Below are 23,571 nucleotides of genomic sequence, written 5' to 3' on the forward strand. Positions count from 1 at the left end.
CTTAGACTTAGACAATGTTTAGGAGAATAACCTATATATTATCGGCATTCCTATTATTGACCTGTCTGCCTCATAGCGGAAAGGCACAGGGAATTGATACGCTCTCGCTTGAAAATATCGGTGTGGAAGATGGGTTATCTAATAATGCGGTCACTTGTCTCATGCAAGATCACTATGGACTTATCTGGATGGGGACTTATGATGGACTAAACCGGTTTGACGGCGCTGATTTTGATATCTTTAGAAATAATTTAAGTGATACTTTCTCGATTATTAATAATCATGTCAGCGTTATAAAAGAGGGGATGCCTGATAATATCTGGGTAGGTACCCAAATGGGATTTGTCAGGTTCGATTACAAAGATTTCAGGTTTCATGCCGCTTACTATTTGCCTCTGGGAGAGCAAAGACCTTTGAAGGTCCGTGCGCGCATCAAAGATATTCTTGCCGACACGTTGGGTAATGTGTTGGTGGCAACCGAGAATTATGGATTATTGTTTAAATCAGCTGCGGAGAATGTATTCAGGCAGATATTGCTTAAGGCAAAAACGGGGCTGAATGTTACAGCTATCTGTAATTTTCATGACGGAGCGTATTTGATTTATCTGAAAGATCAGGGTCTTTACAGTTTTGAGGCCCGTAACGGCGGGCTACACAAAATCGCAGGGCGTATTCCGGCCGCCACCAGGCTTCTGTATGAGCCCGGCAGGCGTCAACTGCTTATCGGAACAGAAGAAGGCTTATACAGCTATGATTTTGGGACGGGCTCAGTAACTCCTTTTAGTTCAGAACTGGCACATTGCAATATCACTAATTTATTAAGGGATAAGCAGGGAACGCTTTGGGTATCTACTGACGGGAATGGTGTTGCTTTTCTAAAAGGTACGCTGGGCGAAAGTACAGATATACGGTTCATTAAGGCGGGCCGGGAAAAGAACCAGTTGAAAAGTGCAGCGGTCTATAGTGTCTATGAGGATGATAATGGGCGAAAATGGATTGCAACGCTCAGAGGCGGTGTCAGTTTGTTGCATGCACAAAATTCATCGTTCAGGACAGTTAATAAAGATGATTTTAACCCCAATTCACTGGTCAGTAATTTTATACTTTCCTTCTGTGAGGATCAGTATAAAAACATATGGATCGGAACCGATGGTGGTGGAATCAGTTACTGGAATCCCAGGACAAACCGATTTAAGAACTATGTGCATCAACAGGGTGATCCCGGTTCTATCAGTGGTAATTACATTGTCAGTATTATCCGGGATCATTTAAATAACATATGGATCGCTTCCTTTAATGGTGGAATAGACCGATTGGCGCCGGGAAGTGAACGCTTTACACATTACCGCTGTTATAACGCATACAGGAATGCCTATGCAAAGAATTTCTGGAAATTGTTTGAAGACAGCCATCACAGAATCTGGCTTGGATCAACATTGGGTGACGTACTGTTTCAGTATGACCGGAAAAATGACCAGTTTGTCGTATATGATACCACGCTGATCAATATACATACAATATATGAAGACCGGCAGGGTAATATCTGGCTGGGAAATTATGATCAGTTGATTAAACTCGATACGCTTCATAAGCATCATGCGTATATTCATGTTGGCTATCCGGTAAGAACAATCCTGGAAGATAAAAAAGATCGATTATGGATCGGTACAGAAGGGGGAGGCTTAATGTTATATGATGCAAGATCAGAAAAGTTTAAACCCTTCCGAATGGAAGACGGGTTTTCCAGCAATTCCATTTTAAACTTGTTGCTGGATGATAAGGGACGGATTTGGTGCAGCACTTATAACGGACTAAGTGTATTTGACCCGGATACTAAAATGGTATATAATTATCATGCCCATGACGGATTGCAGAGTAATCAGTTTAGCTATAACGCAGCCCTCGCACTTAGCAATGGTAAATTCCTTTTTGGGGGTATTGCAGGTTTCAATGAATTTTCACCGGCCCGCGTTACTAAGAAGGTAAAGTCGGTAAAGGTACTCGTGACAAGCTTTAAGGTGAACAATATTGCTGTTGAAAAGACAGGGCTACTTCCGAAGGGAGCTTCTCCTGTGGATTTTGAAACCATAACGACGCCATTTAAACAGGCGAATTTTGCTATTCGTTTTGCGGGTCTTGATTATGATGCACCGGGGAGCGTACAATACGGATATTTTCTGGAAGGCTGGGATAAGAGTTGGACAAGTATCGGCAATACCCATAATGTGACGTATTCCCGGCTGAATGAAGGGGACTATATATTACACCTGGCAGTATTGCAACCCGACGGGAGGCCCCTGCTTTCAACTGAGAGGACGATTACCATTCATGTCTTACCACCCTGGTACCGGTCCTGGTGGGCATATTTAATTTATTTGACAGCTATCGGAGGCCTTATTTACGCCTATCAAAAATACAGGCAACGCAGGACGCGCCTTTTATATGAAATGAAACTGACCCGTATGAATGCGAATGCAGAACGGGAACTCAACGAAAGAAAAATCACTTTTTTTACGAATATTTCACATGAGTTCCGAACGATGCTGACCCTGATCATTAATCCTATTAAAGAATTAATGGACCATGCCGATGAGACCAGCCAGCCTGACACCATAAGAATGGCATATAAAAATTCAAGGCGAATGTTGGGGCTCATAGGACAGCTACTGCTTTTTAGAAAGGCTGATAGAGCTGAAAGCCAGTTACACATCAGTAAACTGAATTTGGGAACATTATGCAGGGAAGTATTTGATAGTTTTGCTTATCAGGCAAAATCGCAAAACATAGATTACCGGTTCGAAATGGCCCCACCGCCGGTTCCGGCATTGGAGGATGATCACACGAAAGTCGTGGATGCAACGGAGAATGGGGATAACCATATATCAGGCCTATGGGTTTATGGAGACTTGGAAAAGATGGAGATCTTATTATTTAACTTGATCTCTAACGCCTTTAAATATACCGGTAATGATGGGCGGATTCTGCTCAGGCTGGAAGAAAAGGAAGCGCATGTTTTGATTCAATTGATCGATTCCGGTAAAGGTATTCCGGAGCAGGAGAAGGAAAAGGTTTTTCAGAAGTTCTATCAAAGACATGAAACCAGCGAGCGGGCGAAAGCAGGCTTTGGTATCGGGTTATTCCTGGTTAAGGAATTTGTGACGTTGCATCATGGTACGATTGAATTGGAAAGCGAGATCGGGAAGGGCACAGCTTTTACAATTAGGATCCCAAAGGGAAAGGAACATTTTGCGGGCGAAGAAATTTCCGAAATCAGTGATCCGGATGCCGGATTGGCAGAAGAAATAATAGACAGCGCGGGTGTAAGAGAAAACGAGCCTATAAGTACAGAACCGGGATCTAACCGGGCCAGGACTACCAAAGGCGGTCTTGCCGGGGCGGTGATGCAGATAAGCAATGGTGGTGAGGATGTTTCTGGAGGGCTGTTTACCGATAAAAGAACCGTTCTTATCGCAGATGATAATTACGAAATCAGAACTTTTGTCAAAAGGCTTCTTGCTGATTATCAGGTTATTGAAGCAGAAAACGGACGCCTTGCACTAGACTTGATCGAGGATATGCTGCCCGATCTGGTTATTCTGGACCTGGCTATGCCAGGCTACTCAGGTGATGAAATATGCAGCAAGATCAAAGCCGATGAAAAGCTTAGTCATATACCCGTTATTATCCTGACGGCCGAGGCTTCGGCAGAAATCAAGCTCCGCTGTGTGGAAGCCGGGGCGGATGATTATATCACCAAACCGTTTGAGAAGGAGCTGCTGTTAGCCAGGGTCAGCAATCTGTTAAAGGCAAAGAGCAGTCTGCAAAAGTTTTTTTATAATGAGATTACACTCCAGGACCATCAGCATAAACTCACTGAAGAAGACAAATCTTTCCTGAATGCCTGTATAAGTGTCATTGAAGAGCATCTGGATGATGATCAGTTTAAAGTACAGATTTTAGTGGACAAAATGTGTATGAGCCATTCGAGCCTATATAAGAAAATTAACGGAACAACCGGATATTCGGTAGCCGGGTTTGTCCGTTTTGTCCGACTGAGAAAGGCTGCAGAACTGTTCGTGAATACCCAGAACAATGTCAATGAGGTCGCTTTTATTGTCGGTTTTAATGATGTAAAATATTTCAGGGCGCAATTTCAGCGGTTGTTTAATATGACACCATCCGCCTATATTAAAAAGTTTAGAAAGTCTTTTGCCGGTACTTATAACAGGAGGCAGGGTAATGACATAAAATAAAAGCATATAACTATTTTGTGCGAAGGTCAATATTCTATCAAGACTGAGAATTGGTTGCTGATATACATGGGCTTTGGTTTAAACAGGCTTCTTGTGATCAGATGCGTTCACTTTTACTTATCTGTGATTCGTTTATGCCTCTGAGGATGAGGTATTTATCAATAAGTACCCCCTTTTCTACCGTTTTGCCCCCCATCAAAGGACAGCGCCGGGCTATTTTTGTTTTTGTTGAACAGGTCCAATAGAAAATGATAATCATTAAGATAAAGAAATATAATCTATGAAAAGAAAGCTAAATTGGAATATTGGAGGCATTTTATTTGTTGGGTTAAGTCTGATGATGTTAGCCATTAGCTGTAAAGCAAAAAAAGAAATGCTGTCACATAGCTTTGCTTTGGGAGACTCCGCCTTTTTACTGGATGGAAAGCCCTTTCAGATCATATCCGGGGAAATTCACTATCCGAGAGTGCCCAGAGAAGCCTGGAGAGCCAGAATGAAAATGGCCAGGGCGATGGGGCTCAATACGATCAGCACCTATGTTTTTTGGAATTTACATGAACCGGAAAAGGATGTTTTTGACTTTTCCGGCAATAATGATATTGCTGCGTTCGTCAAAGTGGCGCAGGAGGAAGGACTATGGGTGATCCTAAGGCCGAGCCCTTATGTTTGCGCGGAATGGGAATTCGGCGGCTACCCATATTGGCTCCAGAATGAAAAAGGCTTGGTTGTAAGAAGTTCAGAACCACAATATCTGAGTGAATATAAGAAGTATATAAATGCCGTGGGTAAACAGCTGGCGCCTCTACAGGTAAATCACGGGGGCAATATTTTAATGGTTCAGATTGAAAATGAATATGGGTCCTATGGAAAAGACAAGAATTATTTAGCGCTTAACGAAAAAATGTTTAGGGATGCCGGTTTTGACGGTCTTCTTTATACCTGCGATCCTGCTCAGGACCTCGCTAAGGGCTACTTGCCAGGGATGCTTCCTGCCGTTAACGGCCTGGTAAAGCCAGCAGCTGTTAAGAAACTCGTCAGAAAATACCATAATGGCAAGGGCCCTTTTATGATCGCAGAATGGTATCCGGCGTGGTTTGACTGGTGGGGAACGCCGCATCATACTGTCGCACCGGCCTCTTACGCCGGTGAGCTCGATTCAGTTCTGTCTTCCGGTCTCTCTATTAATATGTATATGTTTCATGGTGGCACGACCAGAGGGTTTATGAATGGCGCGAATGATAAAGAGAATACGCCGTATGAGCCCCAGATCAGCAGTTACGATTATGATGCCCCTCTAGACGAAGCGGGTAATCCAACCGAGAAATTCAGAATATTCAGGTCAGTTATCGAAAAGCATTTGCCCGAAGGTGAAACCCTGCCACCGATCCCTGCCAGCAAGTCTGCCATTTCTATTGCCGATATTCAACTGACTAAGCGTACGTATTTAGCCGATGCCTTACCGGAGCCTGTTAAGGCGGACACGCCAGTGACATTTGAAGACCTGCATCAGGCATATGGCTATGTTTTATACCGGACGATTGTAGATGGCGATAAAACCAGCACTTTAAAGATCGATGAATTAAGGGATTATGCGATTGTAATGGTCAATGGCCAGCCGCAGGGGGTCCTGGACCGTCGCCTGGGGCAGAACACCCTGAATGTGCAGTTGCCGGCCGGAAGGGACACCCTTGACTTGTTTATTGAGAATCTGGGCAGAATTAATTTTGGCCCTAACCTGCTAAAAAATAAAAAAGGGATTACCCGTAAAGTCTTATTGGGTGGACAGGAGTTAAAAGGCTGGTCGATGTATAAGTTTCCGTTTAATAATGTAAATGATTTTAAATGGAAGGCAGTTAATGGACACAATAGAGGCCCAGTGTTGTTGCAGGGCATCTTCAGCGTAAATAAGGTGGCCGACACCTATTTTGATATGACTAAATGGGGCAAGGGCGTCATTTGGGTAAATGGCCACCACCTCGGGCGCTATTGGTCCGTAGGGCCACAACAAACCGTATATTTACCTGCAGAATGGATGCATACCGGAGATAATACAGTTACTATTCTTGAAGAATTAAAGGATAACAGGCGTGTTGTTCATACCATCGATCATCCGATTCTGGACAGTTTACAAAAGTAGAAAGCCATTATGCCGTACAAGAATCTATCTTTGAAATGCTGTTTTAGCCTGTGTTTTTTACTGCTTGTAAAAATACACAATGTATATGCGCAACGACACATTGAATCTAAAAAGCATGTGCCGCTGGATTCCATCCGGCTAAGTGACCCCTTTATTTTGGCAGATACGCCGACACAGATGTATTATATGACAGGAACCGGCGGGCTGCTCTGGAAAAGTAAAGATTTGCATTACTGGGATGGTCCCTTCGTTGTAGCACATCCGGATCCGGATAGTTGGATGGGTGCTGACCCTATGATCTGGGCGGCAGAGATCCATTCTTATAAGGGGAGGTATTATTATTTTGCCACTTTCACGAACCGAGACAAGATAATAGGTCGTTATAACGGTAATACCTTGCAGCGCCGGGCCTGTCATGTATTGGTTAGCGACCAGCCGGACGGCTCTTATGTTCCGATGGCCGATTCTGTTTATTTACCTGCAGATCAGTCGACACTTGACGCTACATTGTGGGTCGATAAAAAGAATGTTCCATGGATGATATATTGCCATGAATGGGTCCAGAATAATAATGGAACAGTAGAAAAGATCCGGTTGAAATCTGACTTATCAGGCACAATCGGAAAATCTACAACACTGTTCAGGGCCAGCGAATCCCCATGGAGCCGGGAAAACGTAAACCAAGTGGTGTTGCCCAACAGAGTAACAGATGGCCCTTACGTATTCAGAACAAAAACGGGAAGATTGGGCATGATCTGGACCAGCTGGATTTTTGACGTATACACACAAGGAGTTGCCTATTCCGAAACTAATACGCTCGATGGCCCTTGGATACAGGAGAAACTGCCAGTCACGCCTCCCAATTTTGGTCACGGAATGATTTTCAAATCATTGCAGGGGCAGACATTGATGGCAGTACATAGTCATAAAAAGATAGGTGATCATACTTTGAGGATACCGCATTTATTTTTATTGAACCTGGACACAGATGCATTACTGGTGGAAAAACCGTATGTCTTTACCGATCCGTAGGCTACCTGATTATTGGTTAACAGCCCCTCATCTTTAACGACATTAAAGTGACGGGGCTTTTTCATTGTTGTCGATTGCTGTAGCCTGACCCAAACGCGTAATCCTGAAACAGATGGGATGGACATTCCTATGCCGGCCATGCCATCATCGCTGGCGAAATGAGCATACGCCTATATATAGAAAAAAATTCCCGTTTACTTTTTGTTTGGTTTTTGATGCCTAAGATGCTATTAACGGGCGCAAATGACCAAAATACCCCCTCCAAATTATCATTTAATCCCCTATTTGCGGTTAACGGAATGATAATTTGCGATTGATTCGTTAAACATATTATAACGAAGCCACGAGACAGACTGCAATTTTTGAAAAAAATTAAATAACAAGAAATGAAAAGGGTGATTCGTCTTTCAACAGAACCAATCGGGTGTATCCAGCCTTTAATAAAGCTGCTGGTATCTTTTTGCCTTTGCCTGGTCATACACCAAACTGCCTTTGCCCAGCAGCCTGACCAGATACATGGACGTGTCGTAGATGGTAAAGGTATTCCTCTCAGCAATACCAGTATTGCAATTGCCGGCCAGAACGGAGGAGCTATATCGGATAGCGCAGGGCAGTTTTCAATCAATGCTATTAAGGGAGATACACTGTTATTTTCTCATGTTGGCTACAGTGATCTTAAGCTAGTGGTCACAACGCAATCCTTCATGAATGTGACATTGATGGAAAGCCAGATCAATACTTTAAATGATGTGGTCGTTGTTGGCTATGGCACCTCGACTAAAAAGAACCTGACCGGTTCGGTATCTGTTGTAAAAGGGAGTGATATTGTGAAAAGCCCTCAGCCAGATATTTCCAACTCCCTGGCCGGTCGCTTTTCCGGGCTGATCGCCAGCAACAGGAGTGGCGAACCCGGATATGATGGTTCTTCTATCAGAATCAGGGGTTTGGCAACAACAGGAAATAATGATGTGCTTGTGGTGGTAGACGGAGTGCCCGGCGCCATAGGAGGATTTTCCAGATTGAACCCCGATGACATAGCAAGTGTAACGGTATTGAAGGATGCATCTGCTGCTGTTTATGGTAGCAGGGCGGCAAACGGCGTTATATTGGTCACCACCAAACAGGGCGCCACTGGCAAGCCCCTGATATCCTATAGTTATAATCAGGGTTTTTCTTCTCCTACCAGGCTGCCCAAAATGGCCGATGCTGCAACCTACGCAGCCATACTCAATGAGATCGATTACTATAATAACCCTGAGGGCGGTATGAACCAACATTATACAGCTGAAGAAGTTCAGAAGTTCAAAGATGGCTCAGATGCGATCAATTATCCCAATACAGACTGGCAGGAAGCGACATTGAAGAATTTTGCCTTGCAGAACCATCAGGCACTCAGTGTGAGGGGAGGCAGTGATAAAGTCAAGTATTATCTATCTCTGGGAACGGTAAGCCAGAATAGTCTTTATAAAGACGGAGCGACTAAATATAAGCAATACAACTTCAGATCTAATGTAGGCGCCCAGATAACAAAGGATCTCAATGTGAAGCTTTCTTTGTCGGGAAGGCAAGAGGACCGTCACTATCCCATTGCTTCTGCCGGCGATATTTTCAGATCAATTTACAGGGCCTATCCGATTGTTATTGACCGCTATCCGAACGGGCTTCCCTCTACGGGCATTGAAAATAATAATCCGGTCGTAATGGCCACGGATGCAAGCGGGTGGAACAGAAATCCGACATCTACCTTTAACGGCATTCTGAGTGCGACTTATAATATTCCTTTTGTTAACGGGTTATCCATCGATGGATTTTATTCCGTGGATAAATCCTTCAATTTCACCAAGACATTTAATCAGCCTTATGCATTGTATACTTACGATGGCGACAATGATACTTATGATAAGACCATTGCCGGCGGCTCCGCGGGGGCTGCCACTTTAAATGAATCCCAGGTGAACACTTCTTTGATAACGCAGAATATTAAACTCAACTACAAAAACGGGTGGGGTAAACATCATCTGGATGCTTTTGTCGGTTATGAACAAAGCGAGAACAGTTCAGAAACCTTCGGTGCCTCCAGGATTAATTACCCGACTGTTTTAACGCCTGAGCTCTCCCAGGGAGGGGCTGCCGCGACAGACAAGGATAATTATGGAAGCAGTTTTGATTTTACACGCAGAAGTATGATCAGTAGACTAGCTTACAACTATATGGAGAAGTATCTACTGGAAGGTCAGCTCAGAATAGATGGTTCATCTAATTTTCCGAGCGGCCATCAATATGGCTACTTCCCCTCTGTCGCTGCAGGGTGGAGGGTTTCGGAAGAACCTTGGTTCAAACAATCGGTGAGCTGGATCAATGATTTGAAATTCAGGGCATCTTATGGCTCTCTGGGCAACGATAATGTTGCGCAGTTCCAGTATTATAACAACTATTCCTTTAGTAATCATTATGTCATTGGCAACGGAACCGTTCATCCGGGTATCGATCTGACAAAATTGGCGAACCCGAATATCACCTGGGAGGTGGCCAAGAAAATGGATATCGGATTGAACGCTATTGTGGCCAATGATTTCAACGTTGAACTGATCTATTTTCAGCAGAAAAGGTCAGATATCCTGGCCACCAGAAATGCGTCCATTCCTTCTGTATCGGGTATTGTGAATCCCTATACTGGAGACCCGCTGGTGCCGGATGAGAATATCGGAAAAGTCAATAATGAAGGGTTTGAGGCGACAATAGGGTATACGCATAGTGGTGCTTTTCATTTTAATGTCTCAGCAAACATGACCTATGCGAAAAGTAAAGTTGTTTTCATAGACGAAGCCGCCGGAACTTTGGATTATCAGAGCCAGACGGGGCACCCTTTGAATGCTTATTTGCTATATAAATCAATTGGCATCTACCGGACTGCTGAGGACCTGGAAAAATATCCTCATGTTTCCGGCGCCGGATTAGGAGATCTGATCTTTGAAGACTATAACGGTGACGGTTCAATAACAGCGGATGATCAGGTACGGACAAAATATGGAAATATTCCACAAATTGTATACGGTTTGGTGTTTAGTTCCGGATATAAGCAATTTGATTTCTCTTTTGTCATAGCAGGTCAGGCGGAAGTCAGCCAATATGTGCTGCCTGAATCAGGACAGGTGGGCAATTTTTACAGTAGCTGGGCCGATAACCGGTGGAGCCCTTCTAATCCCAGCGGTACCTATCCAAGGGTAGATACAAGAGCCTCATCTGCGATTAGCGGTGGACTTTATAATAGTACCTTTTGGCTGAATGACGCTTCTTTTGCGCGGCTTAAGAATGTCGAACTGGGCTATACTTTCCCCAAAAGGATATTAAATGCACTAAGGATGTCTCAGGTGCGCGTATACGCCAGCGCATCTAATTTGTTCACGATCACAAAAGTGAAGGACTATGACCCGGAAGGTGACAGCGGAAGCGGTCAGTTCTATCCACAGCAAAGGATCATTAACCTGGGTATTAATGTCAATTTTTAATAGCAAAATATTATACAATGAAAACGATAAAATTGAATAACTTAAAATATATGTGGATGCTGACGACAGCATTGGTTTGTCTGACCGGTGTATCCTGTAGCCATAACTATCTTGAGATTACACCAACCGATCGTGTGTCCGATGCGGCTATTCTTGCTGACTCTGTATTATTTGAAGATTATGTCATCAACCGTTACATGGGAATCCAGCAGACCAATAAAGAGGCGGAAGGAACACCTCCCGGATTTGGCCGGGGGTTTGAATATGCGCTGTGGTCATCCCTTACGGATGAATCAATGTACACCAATGATGATAATACTTGGCTTATTCAAAGAGGCCAGATCGCTCCGGAGAATACCGGTATTGCCGGCACGTTTTGGGGAAGGAGTTACAGAGGCATCCGTGACATCAATTATGCATTAAATCATATTAATGAGGTGCCTATGAGTGAAGGACTTAAAAACCGGTTGACAGGAGAACTGAAATTCCAGCGTGCCTTCAGATATTTTGATCTCATCCGTAATTATGGAAAGGTTGTTTTGGTCGGGGACAGAGTATATGATCTGACTGATGATTTTTCATCTACCGACTCCCTCTATGTACGTTCGTCTATAAAAGATGGTATTGCTTATGTGCGTACACAACTGGATGAGGCGGCAGGTTTACTGCCCGTGGATCACAGTAGCAGCAATTGGGCACTGGGAAGGGCCACAAAAGGGGCAGCTCTCGCGCTTAAATCCCGCTTACTGCTGTATGCAGCCAGTCCGCTCTATAATGCAGGCTCCTGGTCAGATGCGGCAAAAGCGGCTAAGGACGTGATGGAACTGCAACGGTACAGTCTCTATCAGGGTGGGTACGGAAAGATCTTTCTGACTCCGGACAATAACCCCGAAATTATCTTTGAGCGGTTATATGCGACAGGAGCTGTGCATGTAGCGCTGGAGATTGCCAATGGTCCCAATGGCTACGATGGATGGGGCGGTAATACGCCGCTTCAAAATCTGGTAGACGCTTATGAAATGGCGAATGGAAAGGCCATTACGGCAGTCGGATCGGGATATGATCCTGCTCACCCTTACGAGAATAGAGATCCCAGATTTTATGCCACAATTCTGTATAATGGAGCTCCTTACAGAGGAGATACGGTATGGACATATACACCGGGCGGGAAGGATAGTAAAGACGGGCCTTCGAATTGGAATACTTCCAAAACAGGTTATTATCTGAAAAAGTTTATGAATGATAACCTGCCAATTGTAAACCCCTGGGGAATAGCCGGAACACAACCCTGGATCTATTTCAGGTATGCGGAAATTCTGCTGAACTATGCAGAGGCACAGAATGAGGCGGCGGGGCCAGACAATTCTGTTTACAGTGCCATCAACCAAGTAAGGGAAAGAGCAGGGATGCCCGATTTGCCTGAAGGGCTGAGCCAAACCGAAATGCGCACAGCCATACGGTATGAACGTCAGGTAGAGCTTGCATTTGAGGAACACCGTTACTACGATGTCAGACGTTGGAAAATTGCAGAGGTGACAGAAAACGAACCTGCCTACGGTATCAGTGTGACTAAAGAGAACGGTATTTTTAAGTATACCAGGATCACAGCCTTATCCGGTAAGCATTTTGAAACCAAACAATACTGGCTGCCGATTCCAAGGGCAGAGATTTTGGCTTCAGACAATAAACTGGAACAAAATACCGGGTATGGCAATTAAAAAAGGATCAGACGGGCGTTTAATGGGCCATCCTATCCTAATTTTAAGCAACGGGTTATTTTTTAGAACTGAAACTGTTATAGATGAAACAATACCTCAGAGTCTTAATACAATGCTTCCTGTCGCTGTCCACTTTTGTTGTTACCCAAACGAGTGCCGCTTGGGGAGATAAAGCAGAACCTGCGGTATCAGATTTTAATAGGGATACCCTGGTAATCAGGGTAGAGCCGGACAGCACCTTTCAGGTAATAGATAATTTTGGCGCGAGCGATGCCTGGACCTGTCAGTATGTGGGCTGCTGGGACGATAAGGTTAAGAATAAAATAGCAGACCTGCTGTTCAGTATGGGTAAGAATGCCTCCGGGGATCCCAAGGGTATCGGGTTGTCGGCGTGGCGTTTTAATATCGGCGCCGGCAGCGGTCAGCAAGGTGAAAAAAGTGGCATTATGGATGTCTGGCGCCGCGCCGAAACTTTCCTTCAGGAAAATGGAATGTATGATTTTAACGGTGCTGCGGGACAAACCTGGTTTTTACGGGCCGCAAAACGCAGAGGTGTGTCCGAGTTTATCGGCTTCTGCAATAGTGCACCGTACATGATGACAAAAAATGGCCTGACATTTAGCACCGGCGGCCAGACAAATCTGGCACCTGGTCAATACGGCGCATTTTCCGATTACTTAATAAAGGTGGTTGACGGCATCAAGAAAAAAGCCGGTGTGGATCTGGATTATATAAGCCCGGTCAATGAACCTCAATGGGACTGGAGTGACAGCAGTCAGGAAGGAAGTCCTTACAGCAATAAAGAAATTGCTGCTTTGGCCAAAGTATTGGATGCCCGGTTAACCAAAGCCGGTTTGAAGACGAAGATTTCCCTGGCAGAGGCGGGCCAGCTCAATTATCTGTATGAAGGAGCGGGTAAGCCTCAGAGAGGCAGGCAGCTTCAATCATTTTTTTCTGGGAATGACAGTACTTCTTTACTGGGATTGGCTCATGTCGATCATTGTATTACAGCCCACAGTTATTTTACCACTTCTCCTTTTGGTGAGGCTATCAGGCAAAGGCAAAAGCTGGCCGATTCATTAAAAGTGCTTCAGTCCCATTCCGGTTTGAAAGACCTGCGATACTGGATGAGCGAGTACTGCATTCTGGGAGATAATTTTGGGGAGATAAATGGCGCTCACCGTGATTTGGGCATGGCGCCGGCTCTATATGTGGCTAAAGCCATTCATATGGATTTGACTTACGCAGAAGCCAGTGCCTGGCAATGGTGGTTAGGCATCTCTGCCTATGATTATAAAGACGGTCTTATTTATGTAGACAAAACGCAGCCGACAGGCAAGTTTTATGAAAGTAAGATGCTGTGGGCACTCGGTAATTACAGCCGGTTTGTTCGCCCGGGTTTTATACGGATCAACAGTGAGGTTAGCGGGAGAGCAGTAACTGATTCAAGTATTCTGGTAAGCAGTTTTAAAGACCGTGCAAGTGCAAAACTAGCACTGGTAATCGTGAATCTGGGAAATACACCTCGGGTAATTTCAGTTGGAAACGACCGTCATCTTAGGATCAGGAATAAGTATGTGACTTCTGTGAATTACAATCTGAAGCGTTTTAAGATAAAAAGGGGGAGAGACATTCAATTGCCATCAAGATCAGTAATAACGTTGACAGGTGTATATAGATAGAACTGCGCTAATAGCTATTTTTTCATGATAAAGAACTTTGAAATGGAACAGGGAAAAAAGATCCGCAAATATGACCATCGGGCAAATTGGGCTTTGCCGGCTGTTTTGCTGAAAGTATGCTGTTTATGCTGTTGGTACTTCGGAAGTACAATATCAGTTCTTTCCCAACTTCCGGCAGATGCCCGATTATTTAATGATGGGTGGGCATTCCACCTGGGGGATCTGGATCCATCATCCCTGTCAGAAAGTAGCAACGATACTTTGTGGCAGGCTATTACCCTTCCACAGGACTGGAGTATCAAAGGGCCTTTTAACCACCGATGGGCTAGCGCCACAGGTTATCTCCCGGGCGGTATCGGTTGGTATAGAAAGATTTTTAAGATCGGGAAAACTGAAACCGGCCTGCGACAGTATATTTATTTTGAAGGGGTGTATAAAAACAGTGCAGTTTGGCTAAACGGCCATCTTCTGGGCCAAAGACCTAATGGGTTTGTATCTTTTTATTATGACATGACGCCTTATCTGAAAGAAAATGGCTTGAATGAACTACTCGTAAAAGCAGATCATACTGATTTTGCAGATTCGAGATGGTATACTGGGTCAGGTATATATCGCAATGTCTATAAAGTGACGGCTCCGCCTGTACATATCCCGATCTGGGGCGTGAGTGTCGGGACGATGAAAGTTAAGGAGCGGACGGCCGAACTCGGAATACATATTGCCATTGAAAAACCCGTAAATGCTAAAGACAGGATCCGTATCGAAAACGTGCTGCTGGACGCTGACGGAAATAAAGTGTCGGCTATCCGTCAGGAGTGCCTGCTGGATACCTTGGATAACAGATCTGTTGACACCAGGATGGCGCTTGCGATGGCCAGGACATGGTCTACCGAAGATCCGTATTTATACCGTTTGGTTACCACACTGAAATTAAATGGGAAAAAACTAGGTCAGTACACGACGCCAGTAGGTATCCGTCAGGTAAGATTTACCGCGGATAGTGGACTTTTTCTGAACGGACATGCGTTAAAATTAAAGGGAGTCTGTCTACACGATGATGCCGGTAGTTTCGGGACGGCGGTACCTATGGCTGTCTGGAAGGAACGCCTGCGGTTACTGAAAGCAGCTGGCTGCAATGCGGTCAGAATGACACACAACCCTCATGCGCCGGGCATATATGATCTATGCGATCAGATGGGTTTTCTGGTTATCGATGAAGCTTTTGATGAATGGGAGCTGGGAAAACACAAATGGATCACAGGCTGGAATAATGGTGTACCTGGCACCGACGGTTATCATTCGGATTTTAAAAAGTGGTGGAAAACGGACCTTACTGATATGATCCGAAGAGACCGGAACCACCCTTCCATTATTATGTGGAGTATCGGTAATGAAATTGATTATCCGAATGACCCTTATTCAGATCCGGTACTTAATGAAGGTCATTATCCCCAGATTTATGGATCAGGTTTTATGCCGGAGCATCCTGCTGCCGCTGCCTTGGGCAGCATTGCGGAGGCGTTGGCCGGTGTTGTTAAAATTCTTGATCCGTCAAGACCCGTAACCGCAGGCCTTGCCGCTGTGATGATGGCAGATAAAGCAGGCTATACAGATGTGCTGGACGTAGCCGGATATAATTACCAGGAGTATCGATATGAAGCCGATCACAAAAAGTACCCCCGCAGGGTCATGTATGGGAGCGAGAACGGCCACGGGTACCGTGCGTGGAAAGCCGTAACGGAGCATCCGTTTATAATAGGCCAGTTTCTGTGGACCGGTGTAGATTATTTAGGCGAAGCCAGTAAATGGCCCAGTCATGGTAACGAAGCGGGCCTGATTGATCTGGCTGGATTTAAAAAGCCTGAGTACTATTTCCGGCAATCTATCTGGTCGGATCGGCCAATGGTATATCTGGGCACATCAAAATCATTCCGGCGGCTGGATCTCAAAAACGGCCGTCACGGGATGGCCAGACCGGTTTGGAATTATTTGTTGGGGGACACGGTGAATGTATACTGTTATACCAACTGTAAGCAGGCTACGCTTATGTTGAACGGCGTTGCCATAGGCACGCAGTCACAAAATGATTCTACACATGTAATCGTGTGGCGAATACCTTTTCAACCTGGAAAGCTGACAGTTACAGCAAGGGACCAGCGTGGGATCACCGTACAAGACAATATACAGACGGTCGGTAATCCCGATCATATTGAAACAACCCGACGTGCACTAGATAAATGCGCAGATGAAAATCAGATCTGTGTGGTAGATATACAGGTCGCTGATAAGGACGGGGCTACTGTCATGTCGGACAGCTCGGTCATACAGGTCGACGTTGCCGGAGGTGGTAGACTGATAGGCTTGGAAAACGGGAATGTCAGGGATGTTCAGCCTTATGGAGGCAATCGAAGAAAGGCCTATCATGGCCGTTTAAAAGCATATATTAAGGTGATACAAACCGGGAAAAGGATAAAGGTATCGGTTAATCACCCTAAGGTGGATACAATAAAACTGCAAAGCAGTGTGTTTGAAATTATGTAGGATTTTTATGAAAAATAACTCTTAGAGGTCGATGAATTATTCTATCGATCGGGGCGTTATTTAGCTGAGCGCTGCTTTAAAATCTATCATTTTAAAGCAGCGTTTTAAACAGCTGCTCATTTTATTACAATTGTTAATATGACGATAAATCTGTCAGATGAATGCGCATTTTAGTTAAAAACTCCCCTATTTATTACCATTTCACCCCTTAATTGTTAAAACTGACATAATTAATTTTGGCTTAACAGACAGGTGTAAAGTGATATTTCCTACATCCAAAACTGGCAGACGGGCCAAAATGTGAGATATCTTTTGGATATGGTGAAAATCAATCTAAATCAATTGTGATCTCTGATCAAACTGTATCTGGATAGTAGCTTTTTCACGCTGTCGACTGTTCGGGACTATTTGAAGTTCCAGGTGAGCAGCTCTGAAAATATTTTCATTTTTTAAAACTTAGTAAATGCAAAAAAAGAACGTAACGCCGAGAAGCAATTTGCGATGCTGGCCAGTTAAGTGTCAGAACTACTTTTATTTATGCAGTTTGTTGGTTTTTCTTCTGATAACAACCACTGCAATAAGTCAAAGCAGAGTTATTTCGGGACAAATCACCGATCCTGATGGTGCCCCCCTGGCTGGCACATCAATTAAAGTTACCGGTCTGTCTACCGGGACGGTTTCAGATAGTTTGGGTGTGTTTCATTTAAAAGTAAACCCTCCTGTTTCACTTGTGATATCTCGTTTGGGGTTCGTTACGAAAAATATCAACGTAACTGATCAGACAAATCTTAGCATTCAGTTGACAGTCAGTGATGAAAATAAGTTGGGCGATGTTGTCGTTGTCGGATATGGTACCCAAAAGAAAACCGACGTTACCGGTTCGATTACCTCAGTATCGGCTGATAGATTATCTAAAATTCCAGTGACCAATGTTATGCAATCTGTAGAAGGTGCCGTTCCCGGCCTGACAGTCACTTCTACTTCGGGTGTGCCAGGCAGTGCCCCTGCAGTGTTGGTAAGAGGCCAGAATTCGATAACAGCCGGCAGTGGTCCTTATATAATCGTTGATGGAATTCCTCTGATCAAAACAGTGGGCTCATCATTAAATGATATTAATCCAAATGATATTGAATCTGTTGTCGTGCTGAAAGATGCCTCTGCCACGGCAATTTATGGAACCCAGGGGTCTAATGGAGTCATTTTGGTGACGACGAAAAGGGGAAAAGCCGGCAAACCTCAGATTCGTTATAACGGTTATGCCGGTATTGAGAATATAGCCCATGTCCTTCAGCCAAGAGACGGCGCGTCCTATGTCCAGAAATATGCCGATTATCTGACGGCAACAGGACAGACGCAGTCCAGCCCTGTCCCCAATTATGGCGAATTGGATAATTATAACAATGATAAAACAACCGACTGGGTGAAAGAGGCAACAAGAACAGGGGTTCTGCAGGATCATAACCTCAGTGTTTCAGGCGGCTCAGACAAAGTCCATTACTATTTTGGTGGTGAATATCTTAAACAACGGGGCGTTGTCAGGGGATATCAATATCACCGGGCCGGATTCCGATCTAATCTGGATGTGAAAATAACTGACTTTCTAAAAATAGGGACTTCGTCATTTTTTACCGCAAATGACTATGGAGGTGGCCGGGCCAATTTGCTGAATGCAACGGCAATGAGCCCTTATGGCAATGAATTTAATGATGACGGTAGTTTTGCCATTTTTCCGATGTATCCAGAACTACTGTATTTGAATCCGCTTGTGGGGCTGACTACATCCAATATGAGTAAAACTGTGAACATTAATGCTAACGCCTATGCTGAAGTGGATTTTTCCAGCATATTGAAAGGACTCAGGTACCGATTGAATGCAGGTTACATATATTTTCCCGAAAGATATGCAACCTATACAGGCCGGCCGGCTAATGACATGCTTGGAACTGCCAGTGTGACCAATGCGCACACGTCAAATTATACCATTGAAAATCTATTGTATTACGACCTGGATTTTGGCAGTAGCCATCTGGATTTTACCGGCTTATACAGTGCTCAGCAGCGAAAGTACATGACGACTACCGCCGGAGCCAAAGGCTTCGTCAATGATGTATTGACCTATAATAATCTCGGAGCAGGGGCCACACAGACAAGTTCATCATACAGTGATCAGTATAGATTGAATTCCCAGATGATCCGTCTCAATTATAATTATGACAGCCGTTATTTGCTCACGTTTACTGCCCGCAGGGACGGATCCTCTGTGTTTGGGGCCAATACCAGTAAATACGGTATTTTTCCTTCGGCCGCTTTTGGCTGGAATATTTCCAACGAGGAGTTCATGAAAAAGGCTGGATTTGTCAATAACCTGAAACTCAGGGTGTCTTATGGTAAGACTGGTAACGAGGCGGTAGGTGTTTACAGGACGATTACGACGGACAATTCTATTCGTCAGCCTTTCGGTGGTATCAGCACCATTGGTGTGGTAGCGGGCAACCTGGGAAATGATAACCTGCATTGGGAGTCCACCAAAACATTTAATCTGGGTCTGGATTTCAGTCTGTTTAATCATCGCATTGAGGGCACCGTTGATTATTATAAAAACAATACATATGGGTTACTGTTGAGTCGGAGCCTGCCGATTATTACCGGTTACAGTTCTGTATTGGACAATATTGGAAAAACGGCGAATAAAGGCCTTGAGATCAGTCTTAATACCAGAAATATAGAGTGGGAGGAATTCGGTTGGGAAACCTCCATCGCATTCTCCACCAATAAAAATAAGGTCGTGGACTTATACGGCGATGACAAAGATGATTTGGGTAATAGATGGTTCCTTGGGCATCCTATCGGTGTTATTTATGACTATAAACTGGAAGGGGTCTGGCAGGAAGGCGAAGATCCTTCCAGTCAGGATCCGGGTGCCAAACCCGGGGATCTGAAATTTGCGGATCTAAACGGAGATCACCAGATCACCGCCGACGACAAATCCATTCTCGGTCAGACAACACCTAAATGGACAGGTGGTATAACCAATACATTCCATTATGGAAATGTCAGTTTGAGGATTTTTATTCAGACAGTTCAAGGGTTGATGAAAAACAATCCGGATCTAAACTATGGGGATGAGACAGGCAGACGCAATACGCCGGAGGATGTCGGCTACTGGACACCGGAAAATAAAAGCAACACCCGCCCTTCATTAGCCTATAATAATACCAGAGGATATGCATATCCTTCCAGTGCGAGCTACACCCGTCTGAAGGATGTAACACTGAGTTATGTTTTCTCACAGGACATGCTGGATAAATTGCATTTAGGTGGGCTCACACTATATGTAAGCGGCAGAAATCTGATCACAGATACCGAATGGATCGGATGGGACCCGGAATCTAACTATTCTACCAGAGGTTCAGGAGACTGGGTCAATAACTATCCGGTGACCAGATCCTTTGTCTTTGGAATGAATGTCTCACTTAAATAAAACTTTCTATAATGAAAAATATAATATTATCACTTGGATTTATCGGCTGTATTTTCAGTACATGGTCATGCAATAAAAGTTTTTTGGAAGAAACGCCACAGTCTTCCTATACACCGGTAACGTTGAAAGACTCTCTGGGGTTTCAGGCCGCTCTTGTCGGTTTATATAATCATCTGGAAAATTATTATTCCTGGTCTTCCCGCCAGGGATGGCCGGGCGTCTGGCAGGTTGGAACAGACGTGGCGAATTCGACCGCAAATCAGGAAGGTATTGAAATTCCCTATTATGATTATGGAAAATTGACGCCTACAGATGCAGCTTCACAACGTATCTGGACGTTGAACTATCAGATGATTAACCTGACCAACATTATTTTGGACAATGCAGACGCATCGGATCTGACGGGAGTATCCGACAATAACAAGAAGGCGATAGAAGCAGAAGCCAAGTTTTTCAGGGGATTTGCCTATAACTACCTGGCGACTCTCTATGGCGGTGTGCCATTATTAACGCACGCGCTTACAGGGCCTAAAACCGATTTTGTACGCGCCAATCTGGATTCTGTAAACCAGCTTATTGTGTCTGATCTGGAATATGCCAAGGCGAATCTGCCGGACATCGAAGATGTACCCACTAATACGAATGGCAAGTTGTATGGCCGGGCCAATAAGTATATGGCAATGCAATTACTGGCAAAGGTATATTTACGGATAGGAAAGCCAGATATGGCAGAGGGAAATACCCAGGCTATTATCAATAGCGGGCGGTTCAGCCTCGTGAAGCAACGCTATGGTGTCAAAGCTGGTCAACCCGGAGATCCTTTCTCTGATATGTTTGTTTATGGTAATGAACGCCGGAACCAGGGTAATACGGAAGCAATCTGGGTGCTCGAACTGGAAAACCCAAGTTCTGTTGTGGGCGGGATTTCTGATAATCCTCAGCAACGCAGGGTTTGGGGGGCGGCCTATTATAATATTAAAGGAATGGTGATCTGTGATTCTCTGGGAGGAAGAGGGATTGCCCGACTCAGGCTGAGCAATTGGGTGCTTTATGGCCTTTATCAAAACGGAGATATGCGGAATTCTCAATACAATATCAGACGCCATTATTATTATAATGATCCCGCCAGTGACAAATATGGACAGATGGTGCCTTACACCGGAACTGATACATTATTTAAGATCTGCCCCAGTACGACAAAATGGGGGCAGTTTGATCCCAATGATGTGTTTGGATATGCCATGATTAAGGATTTTATTTTGATGCGCCTTGGAGAAACCTATTTATTGCAGGCCGAAGCTCAGTTTGATCAGGGTAAGCTTGCGGAAGCTGCGGCCAGCATTAATGTGTTGAGAGCCCGGTCTTTCCCTGATTATCCAATAAGCGGTAAAGTCGACGCAGGAGATATCACGCTTGACTTTATTTTAGACGAAAGGGCAAGGGAGTTGGTCGGAGAGGAAAACAGGCGTTTGACGCTCATGCGTACTAAAACGCTGGTGGAGAGAGTTAAAAGATTAAACCTGAATGACGCACAACACCCTGTTACAGGGATTAGTAAAACGAACCTGCTACTTCCAATCCCGCTGGACGAGATTCAGTTGAATAAGGATGGGGTGCTGGAGCAAAATCCTGGTTATAATTAGCGGACATAATATGTGATTCTGATAAAATAAATTATGGAGACATTTAGTTTGATAACTGCCGAGAAGCATAAAACAATGCTACATATATTGAGTGATGCAACATGAAAACAACAGGCAGTGAGGAGCACTCTTTACTGCCATTGTTGCATCTTGTTTTCAGAGCGCTGGTAAAAACATACATGTGCATATCAAAAGAGTAACAACTCACCGTGGCCGGAAATGTAAGAATACTGACCCTCAGCCGAAAAAAGGAGGTGATACGGCCTCTGTTATCCGGAACTGAAAGAGAGGCAATGCCATTACTAATAGATTTAAGAAAACATCTGGCAGGTTTGGTGCGCGGCCGTACGCTAAACAAAAACAGGCGAAAGCGGCTTCGCAGGGAGAATTTGTGGGAAACGAAGCAAAAAACATCCAATGGAGAATGCTTTATGCATTGCTGAGATCTCACAATATCCTATCTTCATTTCATGAAAATGACACAAACTGCAGGCTGGCAGTTATGGATACGGCTGTTTAAAAACAAGGGAGCCATATTTGGTCTGGTGGTTATATTTGCCTCCTTATTTATTGCCGTATTCGCTTATTTTCTGGCTCCGGACGGCTCTCCCAATGCCAACAGAATGATACCGGCCATTGCTAATAAGAAGCCAGGTTTTCATATGCAATTTTTAAAAGTAAGGGTCACTAAGACACCCGAAAAAACCGGATTCTGGCGTAAGTTATTAAACGGGCAGTCAGATGGATTCCGATATATTCCTTTGACTTCGGTTAGGCGACAAGGCGATATTTATCACATACAACAATATATCGACGAGGATATATCAGAGCCGGCCGTTTATGACGCCCGTCAGCTGGCGGATCCGGCAATCGTGGAGCTACATTTTCGTTTGGGCACGGATAAATTTGGCAGGGATATTCTGAGCCGGCTCATACTTGGAACAAGAGTCAGTCTGGCCGTAGGGTTAGTGGCCGTGCTGCTTTCACTTACTGTAGGCATATTTTTGGGGGCGGTGGCTGGTTACTTCGGCGGCAAGACCGACAATGCCGTAATGTGGCTCATTAATGTGGTCTGGTCTATTCCTACCTTACTATTGGTATTTGCACTGACGCTGGCATTGGGGAAAGGATTCTGGCAGGTATTTATCGCCGTGGGGCTGTCTCTGTGGGTGAGTGTGGCACGGCTTGTCAGGGGACAGGTGCTGTCTATGAAGTCCCTGGAATATATTGAAGCGGCAAAGGTTTTAGGATTCAGTAATACCCGGATTATTATAAAGCATTTACTTCCTAATATCATTGGCCCTGTCCTGGTGATCGCCGCCAGTAATTTTGCCTCTGCCATCATCATTGAGGCAGGGCTGAGTTTTTTGGGATTAGGTGTTCAGCCGCCCATGTCCAGTTGGGGATTAATGATAAAAGAGAATTACAACTTTATTATCACCAGCAATCCCGCGCTGGCCCTGATTCCGGGTGTCGCCATTATGCTATTGGTCCTGGCTTTTAATTTACTTGGTAACGGGCTTAGAGATGCCACTGACACGGCTTCCGTTACCACAGCTTCCTGATCGTAATCTC

General features: G+C 44.6%; 10 protein-coding genes. All 10 read left to right on the top strand.

Translation table 11 applies throughout. The features are described 5' to 3' along the window. Positions 1-14: 14 nt before the first annotated feature. The 10 genes from K9M52_RS11210 to K9M52_RS11255 all read left to right on the top strand — a co-directional run bounded on the left by K9M52_RS11210 (position 15) and on the right by K9M52_RS11255 (position 23,561). On the top strand, positions 15-4,253 hold the full coding sequence (locus K9M52_RS11210; protein WP_224068518.1) for a hybrid sensor histidine kinase/response regulator transcription factor: 4,239 nt from the start codon (positions 15-17) through the stop codon (positions 4,251-4,253). Between the two features lie 280 nt (positions 4,254-4,533). Next, complete coding sequence (locus K9M52_RS11215; protein ID WP_224068519.1) at positions 4,534-6,390, top strand: glycoside hydrolase family 35 protein; 1,857 nt, start codon at positions 4,534-4,536, stop codon at positions 6,388-6,390. A gap of 9 nt (positions 6,391-6,399) precedes the next feature. After that, the gene (locus tag K9M52_RS11220; RefSeq protein ID WP_224068520.1) at positions 6,400-7,422 is read left to right on the top strand and encodes a glycoside hydrolase family 43 protein; all 1,023 of its coding nucleotides are present in this window, start codon (positions 6,400-6,402) and stop codon (positions 7,420-7,422) included. A 386-nt stretch (positions 7,423-7,808) separates the two neighbouring features. Beyond that, the gene (locus tag K9M52_RS11225; RefSeq protein ID WP_224068521.1) at positions 7,809-10,931 is read left to right on the top strand and encodes a SusC/RagA family TonB-linked outer membrane protein; all 3,123 of its coding nucleotides are present in this window, start codon (positions 7,809-7,811) and stop codon (positions 10,929-10,931) included. Between the two features lie 17 nt (positions 10,932-10,948). Then, the gene (locus K9M52_RS11230; RefSeq protein ID WP_224068522.1) at positions 10,949-12,649 is read left to right on the top strand and encodes a RagB/SusD family nutrient uptake outer membrane protein; all 1,701 of its coding nucleotides are present in this window, start codon (positions 10,949-10,951) and stop codon (positions 12,647-12,649) included. Positions 12,650-12,732: 83 nt separating this feature from the next. Next, the gene (locus K9M52_RS11235) at positions 12,733-14,331 is read left to right on the top strand and encodes a glycoside hydrolase (RefSeq protein ID WP_224068523.1); all 1,599 of its coding nucleotides are present in this window, start codon (positions 12,733-12,735) and stop codon (positions 14,329-14,331) included. A gap of 24 nt (positions 14,332-14,355) precedes the next feature. Beyond that, positions 14,356-16,872 (top strand): glycoside hydrolase family 2 TIM barrel-domain containing protein, encoded by a 2,517-nt coding sequence (locus K9M52_RS11240; protein WP_224068524.1) that lies wholly within the window; start codon positions 14,356-14,358, stop codon positions 16,870-16,872. A 463-nt stretch (positions 16,873-17,335) separates the two neighbouring features. Further along, positions 17,336-20,353, top strand: a complete 3,018-nt coding sequence (locus tag K9M52_RS11245) for a SusC/RagA family TonB-linked outer membrane protein (RefSeq protein WP_224068525.1) — start codon at positions 17,336-17,338, stop codon at positions 20,351-20,353. Between the two features lie 11 nt (positions 20,354-20,364). Beyond that, on the top strand, positions 20,365-21,996 hold the full coding sequence (locus tag K9M52_RS11250; protein ID WP_224068526.1) for a RagB/SusD family nutrient uptake outer membrane protein: 1,632 nt from the start codon (positions 20,365-20,367) through the stop codon (positions 21,994-21,996). Positions 21,997-22,466: 470 nt separating this feature from the next. Beyond that, complete coding sequence (locus K9M52_RS11255) at positions 22,467-23,561, top strand: ABC transporter permease (protein WP_224068527.1); 1,095 nt, start codon at positions 22,467-22,469, stop codon at positions 23,559-23,561. The last annotated feature ends 10 nt before the right edge of the window (positions 23,562-23,571 follow it).

The sequence above is a fragment of the Arachidicoccus terrestris genome, assembly GCF_020042345.1.
Classification (GTDB): domain Bacteria; phylum Bacteroidota; class Bacteroidia; order Chitinophagales; family Chitinophagaceae; genus Arachidicoccus; species Arachidicoccus terrestris.

Coding starts and splice junctions, on each gene's coding strand:
- K9M52_RS11215 (WP_224068519.1), top strand. CDS start 4,534: ATGAAAAGAAAGCTAAATTGGAATATTGGAGGCATTTTATTTGTTGGG.
- K9M52_RS11225 (WP_224068521.1), top strand. CDS start 7,809: ATGAAAAGGGTGATTCGTCTTTCAACAGAACCAATCGGGTGTATCCAG.
- K9M52_RS11220 (WP_224068520.1), top strand. CDS start 6,400: ATGCCGTACAAGAATCTATCTTTGAAATGCTGTTTTAGCCTGTGTTTT.
- K9M52_RS11245 (WP_224068525.1), top strand. CDS start 17,336: ATGCAAAAAAAGAACGTAACGCCGAGAAGCAATTTGCGATGCTGGCCA.
- K9M52_RS11210 (WP_224068518.1), top strand. CDS start 15: ATGTTTAGGAGAATAACCTATATATTATCGGCATTCCTATTATTGACC.
- K9M52_RS11240 (WP_224068524.1), top strand. CDS start 14,356: ATGATAAAGAACTTTGAAATGGAACAGGGAAAAAAGATCCGCAAATAT.
- K9M52_RS11250 (WP_224068526.1), top strand. CDS start 20,365: ATGAAAAATATAATATTATCACTTGGATTTATCGGCTGTATTTTCAGT.
- K9M52_RS11235 (WP_224068523.1), top strand. CDS start 12,733: ATGAAACAATACCTCAGAGTCTTAATACAATGCTTCCTGTCGCTGTCC.
- K9M52_RS11230 (WP_224068522.1), top strand. CDS start 10,949: ATGAAAACGATAAAATTGAATAACTTAAAATATATGTGGATGCTGACG.
- K9M52_RS11255 (WP_224068527.1), top strand. CDS start 22,467: ATGAAAATGACACAAACTGCAGGCTGGCAGTTATGGATACGGCTGTTT.